The organism is Microbacterium aurum, from assembly GCF_016907815.1.
Classification (GTDB): domain Bacteria; phylum Actinomycetota; class Actinomycetes; order Actinomycetales; family Microbacteriaceae; genus Microbacterium; species Microbacterium aurum.
The window spans coordinates 1,702,103-1,718,503 of sequence record NZ_JAFBCQ010000001.1 but is presented as its reverse complement, the minus strand read 5'-3'; the positions used below and the strand labels follow the sequence as shown (position 1 = coordinate 1,718,503).

Below are 16,401 nucleotides of genomic sequence, written 5' to 3'. Positions count from 1 at the left end.
TAGGTCTCCTCTCGTTACTCAGGCCGCGTAGAGGCGAGTGCGGTCGCTGAAGCTCTTATCGAGTTCGAAGCGGATGGCACGCTGCCACATGAGGTGGAAAACCGCCGGAAGGTGCTCCCCCGGCTTGTCGGTGACCAGCGCCTCGCGAAGCGCGCCGAATGTCTCGTGCTTCGAGACCAGCTTGAGGATTCGAGCTTCAGTTGCGGCGTTGGGGGCGTAGCGAGGGTGCTGGTAGCGCGCCATCATCTCCAGGCTCCACCGGGTCGCGTCAGTGAAGGTGTCGAAGAGCTCGTACCGCCAGCCCACTCGCTCGCACAGCAGGCGGGTCAGCTCGAACTTGAGAGCATCGGCTTCGGTCGTGAGGTCAGCATCGTGAACGTCGACGAGGATGCGCTCTCCCTGCGCTGTCGTGATGAAGTAGTCCGGAGTGTGGTGCCGACCATTGGCGAACGTGAGCAGCATCGGCTGGGCGCACACGTCGATGATGTCGAACAGGTGGTCCAGCAGCATCATCGCGGTGAACTCGCTCATCGACTCGTGCCAGACCATCGTCTGAGTTCCGGAGCACCAGTAGTGACCCTGTGAGGCACGCTGCTTGTCCCACTTCATCGGGAGTCGAGTCGGCGCGCCCGGCGTAACATGTTCCAGCGCGGTCGGGTCGCTTGCTTTTGCGACGTGGACGCGCCGCTCGGCGTCCATCCACTCGACGCGGTCGACCCCGGCTCCGGGCGTCTTCTTGATTCCAGTCTTCTTGGTCATGATCCCCCTAGGCGCGGCGAGCTACACGACTCATCAACTGAGGGCCTAATGTTCACCTTTTGGCTCCGAATGGTGCCAAAAGGTATGATCTGGCAGGTGTCGAACCCTCGTTACGTGCCTCGCGAGTTCGCCCTTCACGCTCGCGACTTCGGACACAAAGCTCTGATCGAGTGGAAGTCCGACCCGAGCTGGGGCCCTACGGACCTGGCCCGCCTCGACGCCGCCCATCTCCAACACGGCGTCGCCTACGGTGTAACGCAGCTCTACATGCCCCGTTCCAATACGAGGACGATGACCTCGCTCGCCGAGGCACTCGAAGTCCCCTACCCGCGACTGCGGAAGGTTTTGTCCGGACACTCGGTAATGCAGCTCGAAGATCTTGGTCGACTCCGGTGCTTGATCGGAGACGCGGTCGACCCTTGGCTCCTTCGCGGACGCCACGCAAGCCTCCTCCAGGAGGGACGGGCAGCGTTGGAACGCGAAGCAGACAGGCATAAAACCGATCGTTTGCGGTTGGAGCGCGCCAAACGATGGGACAAGCCTGCGACGTCGACCACGAAGCCGCCGATGCGCTAGAGGTCCGGATCGCGCCGCGCTCGGCGTGTCGATTCCACTTTCCCGCATATGCGGAGAATAATCCGCACTCGCTTGACCCACAAGCCTCGCGCAGGCCTAGCGTTGCGCCCGTCACGCGATGATCGAGCGTTGAGACGGCGGCACTGAGGTCCTACTCTGACCCCAGCCACGCGAGCGCCCTGATGGCAGAAGCTCCTCGGGATGAACCGGAGGACGATCGGTGGGACGGAACGACCAGCCGCCCGACCGCCTCGGATTCGCGGTCGGGGCCCGATTCGGGCACTTTCACCGCAGAGCCTCTGGCTCGGTCTCGCGACGCCGATCGTCGACGTCGCGATGTGCAGAGCCAGCGCGACGGGCAGCTGCGTCGTACGGAGCGATGCCATCGAGATGCGGTGCACGAGAAGTCTCACGAACTCATCTATTGGCGGTCGGCGACGACGCGTTAGTCGGATCGCCGTGATCTCGCAGGATTTCGGCGGGTGGCGGCGCGCCGACCGCCAACCAACATCGACCAATCCGAAAATGACGTCCGACCCGGCATTTCCAAGTAGTCCGACCTATTGCTTGGCCTTCAGCCAAGATGCTGCCAAGTTCAAATGTGGCAAAAACTCCCGGTCAGAAGGCGAAAGGCTCGCGCTGCCAAGTTGACCAACTGCGGAACGGTTCTATATGAGAGAGATTGAAGTGAAGTTCGGCCCCCTTTACTACTACTACTTACTTTTTCTCTTACGTAAGACAACTACTACTTGGTAACTTGGCAGACCCCCTCCGAGCCCTACTCCCCACTGGGGAGAGCCCTGCCAGGTAGTGCTTGGCAGATCTTGGTGTACTTGGCCGTGTTGATAACGGAACGGCATCAATTGAGCAAAGTTGCTAACGAAACTGGCGGGCGCTGCCGCGCGCGTGGCGGGGCGCACCAGCTCAGGACGCTGCCCAAACCCGCCCCGCTCAGGTGCCGCGACGATCGATGTGAGACTCGAGACAGCCTTCTCGAGTGAATCGTGACGACCTAAGAGCACGGACACGCGGGTACATCGACCGCCCGAGGGGCGCATCCTCGAACGCCTCCCCGCACGCGAGACTCTTCAGGCGCGGCGCGGGGATGACCGACCTCGACAAGCGGCCGGTGATGCGCGACCCGACGCCGCGACGAGCGATGACGTGGGCGAGGTTCGGTGGAACGCCGGCACTTGTCGAAGTAGAAGTCTGCCGCTGGGAAGATCGCGCGTGCGGGATCCGCTTCCTAGCGGGCGAGCGAGCTCCGGCCGTGGGCATGGGCCGTGGCGGTCACCCCAGCTGCCTGGGGCCGGACGGCGAGAGAGCGACACGCCGGTGAACGAGTTTCGCGGGCCGCCGCGTACATGGTCTTCATGATCAACAACACCACGTCCATCTCCACTACTACCGCTGTGGATGCCGCACGGTTCCGCCGCTTCGGCCGCGACTTCGAAACCTCCTGGACGGACCCCGTTCAGCACAACGCACGCATCGTCGAAGACAGCGGTGACCTCATCCTTCAGCTCCAGGACCTCTGGGACATTGAAGCGATCCGCAACCTCGTCGACGTGTCCCGCCTCGCGCCCGGGTGCAGCTTCGGGGAGTTCCTCGATACGTGCGTCCTGCAGCGGTGGGGGGAAGGGTGGAGCTTCAACCTCGGCGGTATCAACGCGGTGGACGCACTCTTCAAGCTCACCTTCGAGATCCTGCTTCCCTCGATCGAGGAGCTCCCCGGCAGCCGACTGTTCAACGACCTGGAGCAGGTCCGTCGCGGCGGGCGTCGCCCGGAGAGCCTGCCGCCGTACACGCTCCGCGTCGACGGGTCCCTCGTCCGCTACTTTCTCATCGACATTTACGACGGCCCGTTTTCAAGCGATGGCGCACGCCTGGGTGCGGCCCTGCTTCGCACCAAACTGTGAGATTTGTCCGCGACGTGAGCACGGCGATCCTCGGGCGAAGTGCGGATCTCGCCGGTCGTCCCGACGCAACTCGCCCAGTCTGTCCGAATCAGTTTCCGGGAGGGGTGCCGCCGCCGGGGCCGCCGGACATTCCGGATCCGGCCTGCTGTTCGACGCTGTCGGCGTGGTCGTTGCTCGGATCACGGTAGATCGTGTGGACGTGGCCCCATCCCGACGTGGTGACCCCGTCGACGTCGGCACCGGCCGAGCCCTGCTGCGCCTGGAACGCGATGTAGACGTTCGGCCCCGAGATCGAGAAGTTGATGCCGTTGCCCGTGCTCATGTCGTACGTCGTCTCGCCGGACCAGGCGATGACCGTTTCGTCGAGCGTCGCTTCGATCTCGGCGAGCGCGGCATCCGTGGTCTCCTCGTCGGCCATGCCCACCCAGTTCGCCATGAGCTCGAGCAGGAGCTCCTTCGGCTCGTCGGTCAGGTCGGCGCCGGTCAGCCCGGATCCCGTGGTGAACTCGCACGTGTCTCTGGGCCGAACAGAATGATCAGGACGCCGCCGCCGCGCGCTGCGGTGGTGCGCCATACCCATGGAGACAGACAACCCAGCAGTGGATCCAGGTACGCGGATAGCCCCACGTTGGTGTCGGGGAATAGCTCGGCGGACCCCCGCGTGAGGTCACGCGCCTTCTCTTGTCCGCCGGCGGAATTTGCGGTCTCTCGGAGCATCGCTCGCGCCACGGCGTGGCGGGCGGCGAGAACGTGTCCCAGGTCTGCTGCGCTAATAGTTGGCTACTTCTAGGCGTTCATCCAGGAGAGAGCCTCGTGAACGCCGCGTTCGACGGCCAGCTCAGCGAGCGCGCGAAGTGACGCGGGGTTCGCGGCGGGCTTGACTCGCTTGACGAGTTCCGCCAGCTCGTATCCCACGCGCCAGTCGACGTCGTCTGTCAGACGCAAGCGCGTGGTGGCGATACCGACCAGTAAGTCTGCGATGGCCTGAGCGCGGTCTGCTTCGAGGTGATGAAATCTCGTGCGGCCGCCGAGTCCCCCTGGGCTCAACGCCGTAAGGGTCAGCGCATCGGTGATTCCGAGTTCGAGGGCCAGGTCTCCCCAGGCGCTCTTCTCCCCCGCTGATTGCACGCCCGGAGCGGCGGCTTGGCGCTTCTCTATCGCGTCCTTCAGCCACGACGACCAGACGGCCTCCCGTCCGGGAGCGTCGAGTTCGCTCACTGTGTGGCTAAGTGCTCGTATGAACGCCTCGAATTGGACCGCTCGTACAGGTGCAGTGAGCATCTCAACCAGAGCGGGTCGATCGACCGCGCTCGCGGTTGAGAAAGTCGCGACGGATGCGACCATCCTCCAGTACTGGTCAGCGATGTTTCGATCGCGGATCGTGGCCGCGTCGGAGGACCGGAGGGTCAGCTGCCAGAATCCGGCGTCGAGGAGATCTGGCGGAGTTCTCGGTTCGTGGAGGAAGCTGAACCACGCATCGGGTGCGAACTCCGATGTGGCCGGGTCGAAGATCGGAAACAGGTGCCTAACCGTGAATGCCGGGTCCGCCGCGAAGAGGAAATGGAGCTTTCCAGCCAGAATGCTCGCTGCAGCATCTCGCGCACGGGTTGGCGAGTTCAGCATTGACGTCAGCGCACCAGCTTCGATCTCCGCCAGCCCCGCCCATAGATCAGGCGCTGCCTGCCACCTCGAGGCGATGCGGTTCAGCCAGTACTGGGCCACGATTCCTGGCCAGGTGTTCAGGCCTCTCATGAGGGAGTCGCTCCAGCCCCCGGGGTCGAACGCTGGTGCGTTGTTCTCCCATAGTTTGGCCGCGATCGTGTCCAGGCGCTTGAGCGCCGATGGATCGAGGGCTTCCTCCGCTGGTTTGGAGACCGACTTCAACACCTCGCTGACCGCACGGATGAGCTCAGGTCTGGGGCTTAGCTCATCGAGCGCGTCGACGAGATCGTGAATGCTCTCCGCGAGTATCGGGCTCTGACTCCATCCGTGCAGAATGGCGCCGAGAAGATCATGGTGCTGTGAGACGGGCGCAAGCGTGAATTCCGGAAGAAGCTCGAGACCGATTTCTGGCTGCGCCGCAGCGGCTTCGCGCACGAGTTTGCAGGTGTCGTCCCATGTTGGCTCATCGAAGTCTCGTTCCGAGTAGTCGAGGATGAGGAGCGATTGGACGCTGGCGCGCGCTCCACCCTCGCGCACGCGCGTGAGGAACTCGTCCACGGTGAGCGGCATCTTTCCGCCCCAGGTGCCTGACGTCATGTAGTGGTCGAGATCCGGGTGAGGACGAACACCCATCTCTGATTCTCCTTCCTGGATCTCCGCGATGGCGGCGTCCAGTTCCGGCCAGGACGTGACATGCCGACGGAGCCATTCGGCGCGATCGAAGATCGCTCTGCGGCGGTAGCGCGGGTCGACCCCCTCCACCGGATCGTCAGGTGATGGGCCCGCGAGGATGGCGGCGAGCAGAGATTGCCGCGACTCGGGGCTCAGGTCCGGCGCTACTTCCTGAAGTAGTCGGAACAGTTCGTGCTTCGTTTCGGGATCGTAGAGGAGACTGCCGAGCGCGGTCACGCACTTCTCGTCGCCACTCAGACGTGGGGACTCGATGACGAGGTGCAGGCCCAGCCGGCGAAAAAGGGCGTGCGGGCTTGCGAGCCACCTGGCCGACAGCGCTGATTCGTCCGCGGCCGCGAGGGCGGCACTGTCGCGAAGCATGTCGATGATGGTGCCCTCTTCGTCACCGAAACGATCCTGTTCATGCGGTTCTATCGCGGAGCGGCGAAAAGACCACGGATCGAAGGTTGCCCCCGGGTCGAACGCTCGCATCAGTTCGTACGCGTCGGTCAGCGCCTGCTCTGCGATCTGGAGCACCCGGTCAGCGCTCTCATCTGGTTCCGCCGAGATTTGCTCCCACAGCGTCTTCAGGACATCCTCGGAAGTTGCCCACTCGATCTCGGCAGATATGCGACGCGGCTGCTTCTCATCTTCGTCCGTCGGAAACCACGGCCGACTCTCCTTCAGCACGAGTCGCGGCACGAGCGCGCGGCGAAGAAGTGGGAGCGCATCAACACCTGATAGCGGATTGCCGTAGCCAAGGAACCAACTCAAGCCGGACTCTGCGGGGTCTGTTCGCAGAGCGGCTACGAGAATCGTCATCCAACGGCGGGCCTCCGCAGGCGCCGCCTCCCGCATCGAGCGCGCAGCGCGCGAGATCTCCCATTGGAGCTCGGTCGAAATGACTGGACCCAGCCGGGCGACAGTCCCGAGCGCATACTCGGCTCGCTCCGGAACAGAGATGTACTCGCTCACGAACCAGTCGGCGAGCACCCGCGATGCTTCGTTCTCGGCTCGGCCCGCTTCGAAGAGTGCCTTGAACGCCGGTTGCTCCTCGGCCCACCGGAGCCAGTCGTAACCCGTCGCGGCAGCCACGAAGCCACGTGCTCCGGACGGAGTATTTAGCACGTCAGCTAGGTAGTCCGCTTCTTGTGGCACCGCAGGAGGAGAAGCGGCTGCGAGCTCCTTCGCGCGCGCGTGATGGTCCAGCACCCCCATGTTCATTAGTGCCGCCCAGGCGTCCAGCGCCACGGGGAGAGCCGCGTGGTCGTCGTCGCTGGGATAGGCGATGGGAGTGATGCGGAGGTTCTCCCATCGGGGGCTTTGTGGTTCGTCGGTGAGTACGAAGCGAGGTTGCGCGCTCGGCGGGAGACCGCGGGCCAGGTAGGTCATGACGACGTCGTTATGGCTGTAGCCGACGAACAGCACGGTCCAGTGCTCGAAGAGATCCTGCACGAATCGGCGGGCCCACCCATCGGTGAGATAAGCCCGCCCGAAGTCATCGTCGGTGACTACGAGCTCCGACGCTGGGCGGGAAGCGGAGCCGTGAAGGTAGACCAGCCCGTCGAACTCTCTCCCCAACGGCAATGCCGGCCCGGAGTATGTAGCTCCGAGCTGGAGGGCTAACTCCGCGGCAGCTGCCTCGATATGCAGGTCGTAATTCGTCGTCACGATAGGTGCGCGGGCTGCCGTCGCGAGACGAGCCAGCGCTCGATGGTTCGCATTAGGGAGCGACTGCGCACTTCCGGTGATCGCACGCACCTGATCTTTGACCCGCGGATGGGTGTGCATCAGTTGACCCAGGAATCGGTCGGGGCTGAGTGCCGCATCGAACTCTTCGCCGAGAGACTGAGCGATCATCCGGGCGAGGCCGTCGTAGAGCGGGAGGTTCGATGGTGCGTTGATGGACACGCCCGCGCCGATGAACAAGGCCAGCCGCTCATTTCGCGCGGCTGCCAACAGGTCGTCTGGGATGTCGACGTCGCTGGTAAGCCTCACAGGACGAATCTCTCACAACTGAATGCTGCGTCGATGACGACGCACCAGTCGCCGGCACAGCGGCCCGCCCCAATGCAACGACATACCCCGCCGTCGAACTCGGCGGCGGGACGGAGGATCTGACCGCACGACAGAAACCGGTCTCAGGGCCTCCGCGTACACGGGTGTGATGATCAACCACACCACGTCCGGGTCCTCCACCACCGCCCTCGACGCCGCACAGTTCCGCCACATCAATCTCGACCTCGACGCGAGGTCGAACGATCTCCTCAACCTCTCACAGCGGGCGAGCGACGGCGTTCGAGCCTTCACCTCGCTTAGCCAACTGGGATCGTAAGCCTTGCGAGGTCCGCCCCGGATTCGTCGCCCACCGAGACGATCAACTCGTTTTCGATAAGCCAAGCGAGGCCCGCAGGGTCGCACAGGCCAGCTAGGCGGGAAATATCCGCGCCTGCGACGATCCGAAGGCCGACGTTGCAGACCGTGTTCTGCTCGAGGATGCGTCGTGCTTCGGCGGATCCGCCGGCGACACGGACGACAGATGCGTCCTCCTCGACAGGGATCACCCGCGCGAGCGACCCCGCCTTGCTCGCGGCGAACACCGCGCCAGCAGAGCGCAACCTCGTCGTGCTGGCGATCTCGCCCTTCTCCGTCAGCTCCGTCACGGTCTCGTCGGTGGCGACACAGAGCGCGCCTGACGCATCGACCTCAATGGCTGTCATCTCCGGATCCCCCGGGAGGGTCGCGATCTCGTCCACACTCTGTGACGGAAGCGACAACCGATGGACGTCGACGCCACCGGCATCCTCCGCGGAAGAGATGAAGTAGACCGCGTCGGAGGTGGCGGCGAGGTCGCTGATGGGAACCTCGACATGCCCGCCCGAGGCGAGCAGGGTGTGGGTGGTGAACTCACCGCGGTCCTCGGCGATGACTGCCGAGATGCCGTCCTTCTGCCATTCGACTCGACGAGAGTGGGGCTCATAACCGTTCCCGCTCTGCCCTGCGGCGTCGGCGGAGCTCGGCGTGACCCTCAGGCGTCGAAGCGAGCGTCAACCAGGCGTCGAGCACGTCGATGTCCCACTCCGTGAGGCCAAGCCAATAGGACCTCACGCGATACGAAAGGGTGATCGCTCGGTCCTTTGGCCGGCGGTTGCGTTCGATGCCCCAACCCGGGGGAATGTCATCGTCCACCCAAACCAGCGCGCGCCCCTCCCATCGTGGGTCCGTGCTCAGCTGCGCAGATTTCCACTCGACTGGCTCCTCGAACCGTGAGCCATCGCCTACGACTGCCACCGCAAGGTCCGGGAACCCCAGAACCGGGGAGAAGTAGGTGTTCGCGTGGTGCTGCCAGGTCGTAGCCCAGACGACGTCGACGCCGCGGCCGAGCAGGTCGTGCACCCATTCCACGCCAACCCGGGAGAACTCTTCGCCTTCATCATCCGCGTATTCGCCGTTGTCGTCCCAGGGCGGCTCGGAGTGATGAAGGGTGGGGAACGCGTCGCGGCGGTACGTGATTTCGGCGGCGATGAGGTCGCGCTTAGGGCTGCCCGGACGAGTTGCCGCGACTCGGAGCACGCCGTCCATGTCGATCGCGACCACCGGACGGAATTTCGGGTCGCTCATGGCGGATCGCTGCCGTCAGCGCTGTCGTTAGCTGGTCTGTACGCGGTGCCGGCGTCGTCGGCGCAGAGGAGTGCGTACGTTCCCTCTCGGGATCTGCACAGGACGCCGGGCTTGCCGCAGAGCTCGCAGGTCCGCGCAGCCTCCGCCTCCGCTTCGCGGATTGCGTCGGCGAACGCTGGGCCGACATCGCCCCGCGGCATGCCCTCGAGATAGAACTGCAAGACCGCGAACTTCGACTTCACTTGCGACACCCGGTACGTCGGATCGAGCGTTGCCGGCCGCTGCTCAAGCCTGACCAGGAGCGGCCACCACCCCTGTGAAACGTAGAACTCAGGACGTGTGCTGTCGCGGAATCTCGCCACGAGTGGGTTGAGCGCCGGCGGGAGGTCGTCACCTCCCCACTCGACGAGGTGCTTGCACAGTTCGGCATTGTCCGCGACGGGTCGGTGCTGCGGGCCGTTCACAGTTGCTCCTCTCCGTTCTTGGGGTCCCACGTCTTCACGATGAAGCTCGTCACCGTATCGATCTGGTGCGTCCACGGCGATCGGACGGTCCCTTCCGCGTCCCAGGCTGCTGCGGTGTATCGGGCCTCCTTGACGAGGGAGTCGATGTGTCCCGCGGCGAGCTCGCCGATGCGCCGACGTGTCTCCCCGTCGGACCGATTACGAGGCCTGTTCAGCCACTGCGCCCACATCAACCGGCTGCAGGAGCCGTTCACGAGCTCTAGTAGAACGAGCTCGAGTCCCGGCACGATCTGGCCGTCGCGCACCTGGAACGAGGGATAGATGTGGATCCTGTCAGCAGTCGTGATCTGCAAGACACGCAGATCCCGCACCGCGTCCGCGATCCACGCCCTGTTCACTCCCAGTTTCCAACTCAGTGACTGACCGGTGTAGCAAGGCCCGACGACGCCGGGCCACGGGTTCGGTTCGGATGCGTCGAAGCTCACTTCCGATCACCCCCCTAGCCACGGATCTCGCGCAACGAAGGCACCTCAGCCGAAAGGTCGGCGACGTTCAGGATCGCGATGCTGCCCTCTTGGCCGTCACATCCGAGCGAAATGATCCGCCGCCCGTCGGGCGTTTGTCCTGCTCCTGGCGCGTGCATATGGCCGTTCAGAAGCACGTCGGGGCGGACCGAGTCCCAGACCTGCGCGAGGCGCTCCCGCGACGCCGCCGATTCGATAAGAGACTCTCTCGGGAACCCCATCGGGTTTGATTGCAGCACGCGGCGAACCGCCGCGACAGGTGTACCCGCCGGTGTCTCATGGGTGATCATCACATCCGCAGGCCCGCCAATTTGCGCCAGGCGAACCTGCTCGTCAGTGATCGTCTCCGCAGCATGCCATTGAGTTGCGGGACGCCAGTACCGATCGACGGACGTCGCCCCACCAAACGAGAGGAAGGGGCGACCGGCCACGGTAAATCGGAACGGGCGAGGCAGGATCCAAGTGCTCCTGCTCACGCGCACCGCCTCCCCCGGGTGGGCGTTCTGCACAGCTGTGATCTCAGGCCAGGGCTCGTGGTTACCGCACGTGGTCAGCACACGCTCGATGCCGAAGGCCCGCATGATCTGATCACTCTTCGCGAGATCAAGCCACCAGTCGCCGGCCTGCAGAACCGTTTTGACGTCGGGCGCAAGACGCCGTATCGCCCGCACTGCCGTGCGGACCCACCCGACGTTGCCGTGCCAATCGCCGCATACGGCAACACGCTCGTCGGTGAGGTCAAATGTCGGCGCAGTTTCGAGAGCCTTCACGCGGTACCTCCATCGGTCACCACGCTAGGCGCGACCAACTATTGATGAGGTCGAATGTACCGAGGTTGTCGGCGAGTCGGCGAAAGCAGCCCGCGCTCGCTCAAGCAAGCATCGCGAGGATCGGAATGTTGCCGCGTCAGCGTCGTAAGAGCGCCTCCAACTGACGACCTCGTGTCGCATCGAGTCGTCCTAGCTGGAGCTCACGAAGTTGACGGCCAAGCCATCGAGCAAGAGCGAACTCCTCCGGATCGGCGCCGTTGAGCCGTGGCAACTTGCCAGTGCGAGCTCGATGCGCGAGGCACGTCTCGAAGGAACGTTCCCACGCTGCCGCTCGGATGTCCCACGCGAAGGCCGGGGATACGTCAAGGCGCGCATGCTGGTAGACGTTGAGTTGCTTCTCGTGCCGCCGCTGGTAGCGAGCCCACTCGCCGAGATGCCGTTCGTCGTCGCTCAGCGTCGCCCGAGCGCGCGTGCTCTCCCTCGGTGTCCTTCCCTCGAGCTCGGTGAACGCCTCGTAGAGCAGCACCGAATGGACCCATGCTCGTGGTCGGGCTGGAGCATCATCTCGACTCGTCAAGATCGTCTCCATCGCCGCTGAGTAGCGGGCGGCGGTGGTGTCGTTGGGATCGGACGCGAGCCACAGTGCTCTCGCGAGGTCGTGGAGGTGGTCGGGGTTCAAGTTTCGGGTAGGTCCTTCCGGGCGCGCGGGTGCGCCCTATGGACCTATGCGCGGTGGACCTCTTATGCCGGGACACGCAGCAAGTCAGCGGCGTTGTCGTTGAGTCGGCGGTGAGGGAGTGAATTGAGCCTCGGCGCGGGCTCCCGACACGCGACTTTGCGCGTCGAGCAGCGGTGACCTTTCGGTGCGCCGCCAACGACGACGCGCGCGACAACGCAGCCTCAGCACGCGCCAAACCCGCTTCCGGCGATCACCGGCAGATCTCGAGTGCCGCCTTAGATCGTTTCCACCGCTCCGAGCCAGACCCAGCACCGGTGGCTTGCCCCACCGATAGTGAATCGGATGCCGACTGCGTCGGGCGTCCAGCGGGCAACAATGGCTTCGACGCGCGCAGGCGTCTCCCCGAATCGAACCCAAGCGCGCACCCGGCGATGAGGGTGCGGATCGATGGTGAGCGGCTGCTCACTCAAGCGCAGTTCTGCAATCGTCAGACTTTGCAGCGGGCCCGTAGCTGCGATGCGCGTTCTCGCTTGCGAACGCCAGCGCCTCCAGTGCACCGAGCCCCAGGATCAAAGCGACCGACAACGTACGGGTCGAAGACGTCGACTCCGCGTTGTCCACGGGAGTGGACCCGAGGCTAGCGGTGACCTTGCGCGCGCTCCCCACGATGGCGAAGCATGCGGCCGCCGATGCAACGACCACGAGCCCGAAGGGAAGAAGCGGGGGCAACGCTAGCGAATTCAACGTGCCGGCCGTCAGTGTGGCGACGACCACCAGTGCGGAGAAGGTTGCGTGTACGGGTGTGATGATGGGGCGGCCAGCGCTCTGCTCAGCGCGACCAGCAAGCGAGTTCAATGCCACGTCGGCTGCACCGCTCGTCGCGCCGACAAGCGTCATGCCGGCGCATAACGCCCCGAGACCGACGCCGGCGGTGCTCGCGACTACGATGCCCGCCAGGCTGAGGCTGAGAAGCAGTGGTCCGGCCAGCCACAGTCCGAATCGGTCGAGCAGCCGCCCGACGACGAACATCGCGGGGAGCGCTCCAGCTCCCACGAAGAGAAGGGCGACTCCCAGCTCGAGGTCGCTGACACCGGCCAGATCGCGAAGGCGCGGAATGGACGCGCCCCACACTCCCCAGAATGCTCCAAAGGCGGCAAACCCCCAGAACGGGGCTCGAACGAAAGATGCGGCGGCGGTCAGTTGTGTAACGCTACACAACTAGACTGTGAGTTGTGCCGGAAAGTGAAGAACGCGTGACCCTGGACGATGTTGCGCGAGCGGCGGGAGTCTCGCGGATGACCGCCTCCTACGCGTTCGGCCAGCCGGACCGCGTCGCGGACAAGACCCGCAAGAGAGTGCTTGACGCCGCAGCGAATCTCGGCTTCCGCGGGCCGGACCCAAGCGGCCGGTTGCTGCGGACAGGCGGTCTGCGGGCGCTCGGACTGGTCTTGGGTGAGAGCCTCGAGTACGTCTTTGAGGATGCCCAGGCAACAAACTTCGTGTCGGGGATAGCGCGCGAGTGCTCGGCCTCCGGGTACGGATTGACCATTGTCCCGACGACCGGGGATCGTACGGACGCTGCACGGATCACGAGCGCTGCCGTGGGCGGTTTCGTCGTGTGGACGACAACCGCAGACGACCTGGTACTCGCCGCCATCCGGGAGACCCGACGTCCCGCCGTCGTTCATGGGGGCCCCGCAATTGATGGCTTCTCTGTCATCGGAATCGACGACCGCGCCGCGGCGAAGGCTCTCGCGCTCTCCGTGTGGGCAGACTCTAAAGCCCCCGCCGTCGTCTCTTTCCCGTTGGACAGGGACCGGCAGGCGGGCATCCATCACGGCATTGACCCGGCCACTGTGCCGTTCCCCGTCACCGCCAACCGGCTCGCCGGGTTCAAGGATGCGGCCGAGTTCCTCGGGTACAGGTGGGAGTCGATCCCCGTCACGGTGAGTTCCAGCAACCACTCCAGTGACGCCATGCAGGCCGTCAAAGCACTCACCGCCACTCGCTACCCCGTCGACGCGGTCGTTGCGATGAGCGACCAGCAAGCCATCGCCGCTCACGCAGCCCTCAACAGCACAGCCCCTCACCGGCACCGCACAATTCGACTGGGAGGGTTCGACGGCTCCGAGCGTGCGTTCGGCCTCGGCATTACGAGCATCGGGCAGTCATTGCGCGCGCAAGGCGCACGCGCCGCGCGAATCGCCCTGGGAATCGACGGCCCCTCCTTCGAGACGAATGAGCCCTGGAATCTCACCAACGCCATGCGCGCCGCTAACGAATAGATACCTTCGGGGACTCGTGTAACTACCGACCAGCCCTACCCGGAGACTCCATCCGCTCCACGCGCCGCTCGGCTGACGCTCCGGATGTGGTGAGCTGGTTTCTCTCGAGAGCCCGACTCGGCCTCCAGCGACGGGCGCGCCTCAGCAGACGCTCTAGGGGCCGCGCCCGTCGCAGAAAACTGCGTGCTACTTGGTCAGGCTGTTGGTAGCCGCTCGGCCAGTGTGGTTGGCACGGGCGGTTTCGTACGGCTCATCCAGCCGCTGCGGAGTCAAACTACTCGTTTCGCGCATGAAGTAGACCGCGGTCCCAGCGATGACTGCGACGCCCGCCCCGAAGACTGCCACTGGCACCCACCCGCCGATGACGACAAGCGATGCCGCGATGAGCGGGGCGAACCCGGCGATGAGATTGCCCAGCTGATTCCCAAGAGCCATTCCGGAGTAGCGCACGGGTGCTGCAAACTGCTCCGCGTAGAACGCTGGCCACACCCCTTCGCGGCACGAGTAGAAAAGCGATAGGAAGACGACCGTTGCGACGGCGATGGCGATGGCGTTGCCAGTCGACACGATCCACAGATAGGGGAAGATTCCGAGCCCGCATCCCACGACCGCGATGAAGGTCACGGGTCGGCGTCCCACTCGGTCCGAAAGCCGACCGGCGAGAGGGACGACGATAGTCATGAGCCCGGTGGCGACGGCGATGATGGTTAGCATCGCGGGGCGGTCGACACCCACGTTCTGAGTTGCATAAGCAAGGACGAACACGGTCACGAGTGACTGCATGACTCCCATGGTGGTGGCGCCCATGACACGGATGACCGACGGAAACTGGTAGCGCACTACATCCTTGATAGGCAGGTTGCGAACCTCATCCTCCTCGGCAATCTCTTGGAACACGGGAGTCTCTTCAAGACGGGTCCGCACGAAGTACGCGACTGCGACGACGACGACCGAGATCCAGAACGGCACTCGCCATCCCCAGCTGTAGAGGGCTTCATCGGGGAGTGCTGCGACAGGAATGAAGACCACGGTCGCCAGAACACTGCCCGATGCTATGCCGACGGACAGGAAGCTGCTGAAGAAGCCTCGACGATTCGTCGGCGAGTGCTCGACTGTCAGAGTGGACGCCCCGGCGGACTCGGCGCCGGCGGAGAAGCCCTGTGCGAGTCGAAGAACGGTGAGCATGATGGGCGCCCAGATCCCGACGGCCTCGTATGTGGGAAGGCAACCAATCAGGAACGAGCTCGCACCCATCAGCAGAAGACACGTGAGCAGCGCACGCTTGCGCCCCAGCCGGTCTCCGAAGTGCCCAATCACCAGCCCACCGAGTGGGCGAGCGATGTATCCGACACCGAACGTCGCGAAAGAAGCGATGAGACCGACCGCGGGATCGACGTCAGTGAAGAAGAGATGGTTGAAGACGAGCGCGGCGGCGGCGCCATAGATGAAGAAGTCGTAGTACTCGAGCGTACTTCCGAGGAGTGAAGCCAGAGCCGCCTTCACAGGTGTGCGCTTCGGTGTCTCGTTGTCGGTCACGGAATCCCTCTCAACTGCGGTGTTGGAATAGCGTTCAGTCTTCGAACGGGTTTCAACATAACACGACGTGAAATCGTCCCTTCAGCCGTCGGGTCGCTCGTCGGGATGCACCCCCAGGTGCGTAGGCGGCCATCGCCTGCTGGCAATTCCCACGTCGCCTGCCGATCCGATTCCTGCTGGACATATAAGCCGCGGCGGCTGCACCGGGGGTGCGGATCGCTCAGCTCCAAGGCCCGTCACTGTAGGCGGCTCGTTGCCGACACCGGCGACTAGGCAGCGCTCGACAGCGAACCGAAGATCATGAGCGCGCCCGGGACTCCGACTGTTCCGTTGCCGATGACGCCAGTGTAGATAGCCCTGCGCGCACTGTGCCTCCATCGAAGCGCCGATCCGAGCAGGACGAGCGCGGACTGCCACGTGAGGGAAGCGACGGTGACTCCGAGGACGAACAAGCCTGCCCCGAGTGGAGAGCTGGTCAAGGTCGACAGTCCGGTGGCGATAGCGGCGAAGTACAGCAAGGTGGCCGGGTTGATAGCGGTGAGGCCGAAGAAGAGGGCGTACCGACCCCAGCCCCGCCCGTGTGACATCACGGGAGTGGAAGCGCCCGAAGTCTTCCGCGCGGTCAGCACCCGAAACAGTCCGAAGATCGCCATCGCGATGAGCACGAGGCCGCCTACGACCGCCGGCCACGGCGCTAACGTCGCGATGATGGGTGACAGAAGCGACCCAGCTGCCAGCGCGGCAACGCGATACAGCATGTCCACCGTGGCGACCGCGAAAGCGGCGGGCAAACCGAGGAGCAAACCACGGGATGATCCTTCCTGCACCAGCAAGACTCCGATGGCGCCGAGAGGTACCGCCAGGGCAAGTCCGGCGAGCATGCCGACTCCGAGGAGAGCCACGTAGTCCATGCGCGCTAGCGTCTCAGGGCACC

Annotated in this window: 15 protein-coding genes; 3 read left to right on the top strand and 12 right to left on the bottom strand. The window is 64.5% G+C overall.

Annotated elements, in window-relative coordinates; translation table 11 throughout:
• Nucleotides 1–18 precede the first annotated feature (18 nt).
• Nucleotides 19–759: a TnsA-like heteromeric transposase endonuclease subunit gene (locus JOD60_RS08625; RefSeq protein WP_076690255.1), complete on the bottom strand. Its 741-nt coding sequence runs from the start codon at nucleotides 757–759 to the stop codon at nucleotides 19–21.
• A gap of 1,949 nt (nucleotides 760–2,708) precedes the next feature.
• Here JOD60_RS08625 and JOD60_RS08620 point away from each other — a divergent pair.
• The gene (locus JOD60_RS08620) at nucleotides 2,709–3,254 is read left to right on the top strand and encodes a hypothetical protein (protein ID WP_157127913.1); all 546 of its coding nucleotides are present in this window, start codon (nucleotides 2,709–2,711) and stop codon (nucleotides 3,252–3,254) included.
• An 88-nt stretch (nucleotides 3,255–3,342) separates the two neighbouring features.
• Here JOD60_RS08620 and JOD60_RS08615 read toward each other — a convergent pair whose 3' ends face one another.
• Entirely contained in the window at nucleotides 3,343–3,834 is a 492-nt protein-coding gene (locus tag JOD60_RS08615; RefSeq protein WP_084201949.1) for a DUF3500 domain-containing protein, read from the bottom strand.
• 206 nt (nucleotides 3,835–4,040) lie between these two features.
• Nucleotides 4,041–7,586 (bottom strand): SIR2 family protein, encoded by a 3,546-nt coding sequence (locus JOD60_RS08610; RefSeq protein WP_076690253.1) that lies wholly within the window; start codon nucleotides 7,584–7,586, stop codon nucleotides 4,041–4,043.
• 169 nt (nucleotides 7,587–7,755) lie between these two features.
• Here JOD60_RS08610 and JOD60_RS08605 point away from each other — a divergent pair, with 169 nt between their 5' ends.
• Nucleotides 7,756–7,923, top strand: a complete 168-nt coding sequence (locus JOD60_RS08605) for a hypothetical protein (protein WP_157127912.1) — start codon at nucleotides 7,756–7,758, stop codon at nucleotides 7,921–7,923.
• Here the strand turns inward: JOD60_RS08605 and JOD60_RS08600 are convergent.
• The 7 genes from JOD60_RS08600 to JOD60_RS08570 all read right to left on the bottom strand — a co-directional run bounded on the left by JOD60_RS08600 (nucleotide 7,904) and on the right by JOD60_RS08570 (nucleotide 12,777).
• Nucleotides 7,904–8,344 (bottom strand): hypothetical protein, encoded by a 441-nt coding sequence (locus JOD60_RS08600; RefSeq protein WP_157127911.1) that lies wholly within the window; start codon nucleotides 8,342–8,344, stop codon nucleotides 7,904–7,906. The two genes, JOD60_RS08605 and JOD60_RS08600, sit on opposite strands and share 20 nt — an antisense overlap.
• Before the next feature lie 220 nt (nucleotides 8,345–8,564).
• A complete protein-coding gene (locus tag JOD60_RS08595; RefSeq protein WP_157127910.1) occupies nucleotides 8,565–9,209 on the bottom strand; it encodes an HAD domain-containing protein in 645 nt (214 codons plus the stop codon).
• Nucleotides 9,206–9,673 (bottom strand): hypothetical protein, encoded by a 468-nt coding sequence (locus JOD60_RS08590; protein ID WP_076690250.1) that lies wholly within the window; start codon nucleotides 9,671–9,673, stop codon nucleotides 9,206–9,208. The genes JOD60_RS08595 and JOD60_RS08590 overlap by 4 nt, the downstream gene beginning before the upstream one ends.
• Nucleotides 9,670–10,071, bottom strand: coding sequence for a hypothetical protein (locus tag JOD60_RS08585; RefSeq protein WP_076690249.1), 402 nt, complete (start codon nucleotides 10,069–10,071; stop codon nucleotides 9,670–9,672). Before JOD60_RS08585 ends, JOD60_RS08590 begins: the two co-directional genes overlap by 4 nt.
• A gap of 101 nt (nucleotides 10,072–10,172) precedes the next feature.
• Nucleotides 10,173–10,967, bottom strand: a complete 795-nt coding sequence (locus tag JOD60_RS08580; RefSeq protein WP_076690248.1) for a metallophosphoesterase family protein — start codon at nucleotides 10,965–10,967, stop codon at nucleotides 10,173–10,175.
• Between the two features lie 136 nt (nucleotides 10,968–11,103).
• A complete protein-coding gene (locus JOD60_RS08575; RefSeq protein WP_157127909.1) occupies nucleotides 11,104–11,493 on the bottom strand; it encodes a helicase associated domain-containing protein in 390 nt (129 codons plus the stop codon).
• Between the two features lie 615 nt (nucleotides 11,494–12,108).
• Nucleotides 12,109–12,777 (bottom strand): MFS transporter, encoded by a 669-nt coding sequence (locus JOD60_RS08570; protein WP_157127908.1) that lies wholly within the window; start codon nucleotides 12,775–12,777, stop codon nucleotides 12,109–12,111.
• Between the two features lie 101 nt (nucleotides 12,778–12,878).
• Between JOD60_RS08570 and JOD60_RS08565 the strand changes: the two genes are divergently transcribed.
• Nucleotides 12,879–13,931 carry a LacI family DNA-binding transcriptional regulator gene (locus JOD60_RS08565; RefSeq protein WP_307823850.1) on the top strand — a complete coding sequence of 351 codons (1,053 nt, stop codon included), beginning with the start codon at nucleotides 12,879–12,881 and terminating at the stop codon, nucleotides 13,929–13,931.
• A 186-nt stretch (nucleotides 13,932–14,117) separates the two neighbouring features.
• Here JOD60_RS08565 and JOD60_RS08560 read toward each other — a convergent pair whose 3' ends face one another.
• Both JOD60_RS08560 and JOD60_RS08555 read right to left on the bottom strand, forming a co-directional pair.
• Complete coding sequence (locus JOD60_RS08560) at nucleotides 14,118–15,467, bottom strand: MFS transporter (RefSeq protein ID WP_198159150.1); 1,350 nt, start codon at nucleotides 15,465–15,467, stop codon at nucleotides 14,118–14,120.
• A 269-nt stretch (nucleotides 15,468–15,736) separates the two neighbouring features.
• Nucleotides 15,737–16,378, bottom strand: coding sequence for a LysE family transporter (locus JOD60_RS08555; RefSeq protein ID WP_076690245.1), 642 nt, complete (start codon nucleotides 16,376–16,378; stop codon nucleotides 15,737–15,739).
• Nucleotides 16,379–16,401 lie beyond the last annotated feature (23 nt).

What these genes read in the sequence shown, in the direction of transcription:
- JOD60_RS08620 (WP_157127913.1), top strand. Translation starts at nt 2,709, where the DNA reads ATGATCAACAACACCACGTCCATCTCCACTACTACCGCTGTGGATGCC.
- JOD60_RS08615 (WP_084201949.1), bottom strand. Translation starts at nt 3,834, where the DNA reads ATGGGTATGGCGCACCACCGCAGCGCGCGGCGGCGGCGTCCTGATCAT.
- JOD60_RS08555 (WP_076690245.1), bottom strand. Translation starts at nt 16,378, where the DNA reads ATGGACTACGTGGCTCTCCTCGGAGTCGGCATGCTCGCCGGACTTGCC.
- JOD60_RS08595 (WP_157127910.1), bottom strand. Translation starts at nt 9,209, where the DNA reads ATGAGCGACCCGAAATTCCGTCCGGTGGTCGCGATCGACATGGACGGC.
- JOD60_RS08625 (WP_076690255.1), bottom strand. Translation starts at nt 759, where the DNA reads ATGACCAAGAAGACTGGAATCAAGAAGACGCCCGGAGCCGGGGTCGAC.
- JOD60_RS08605 (WP_157127912.1), top strand. Translation starts at nt 7,756, where the DNA reads ATGATCAACCACACCACGTCCGGGTCCTCCACCACCGCCCTCGACGCC.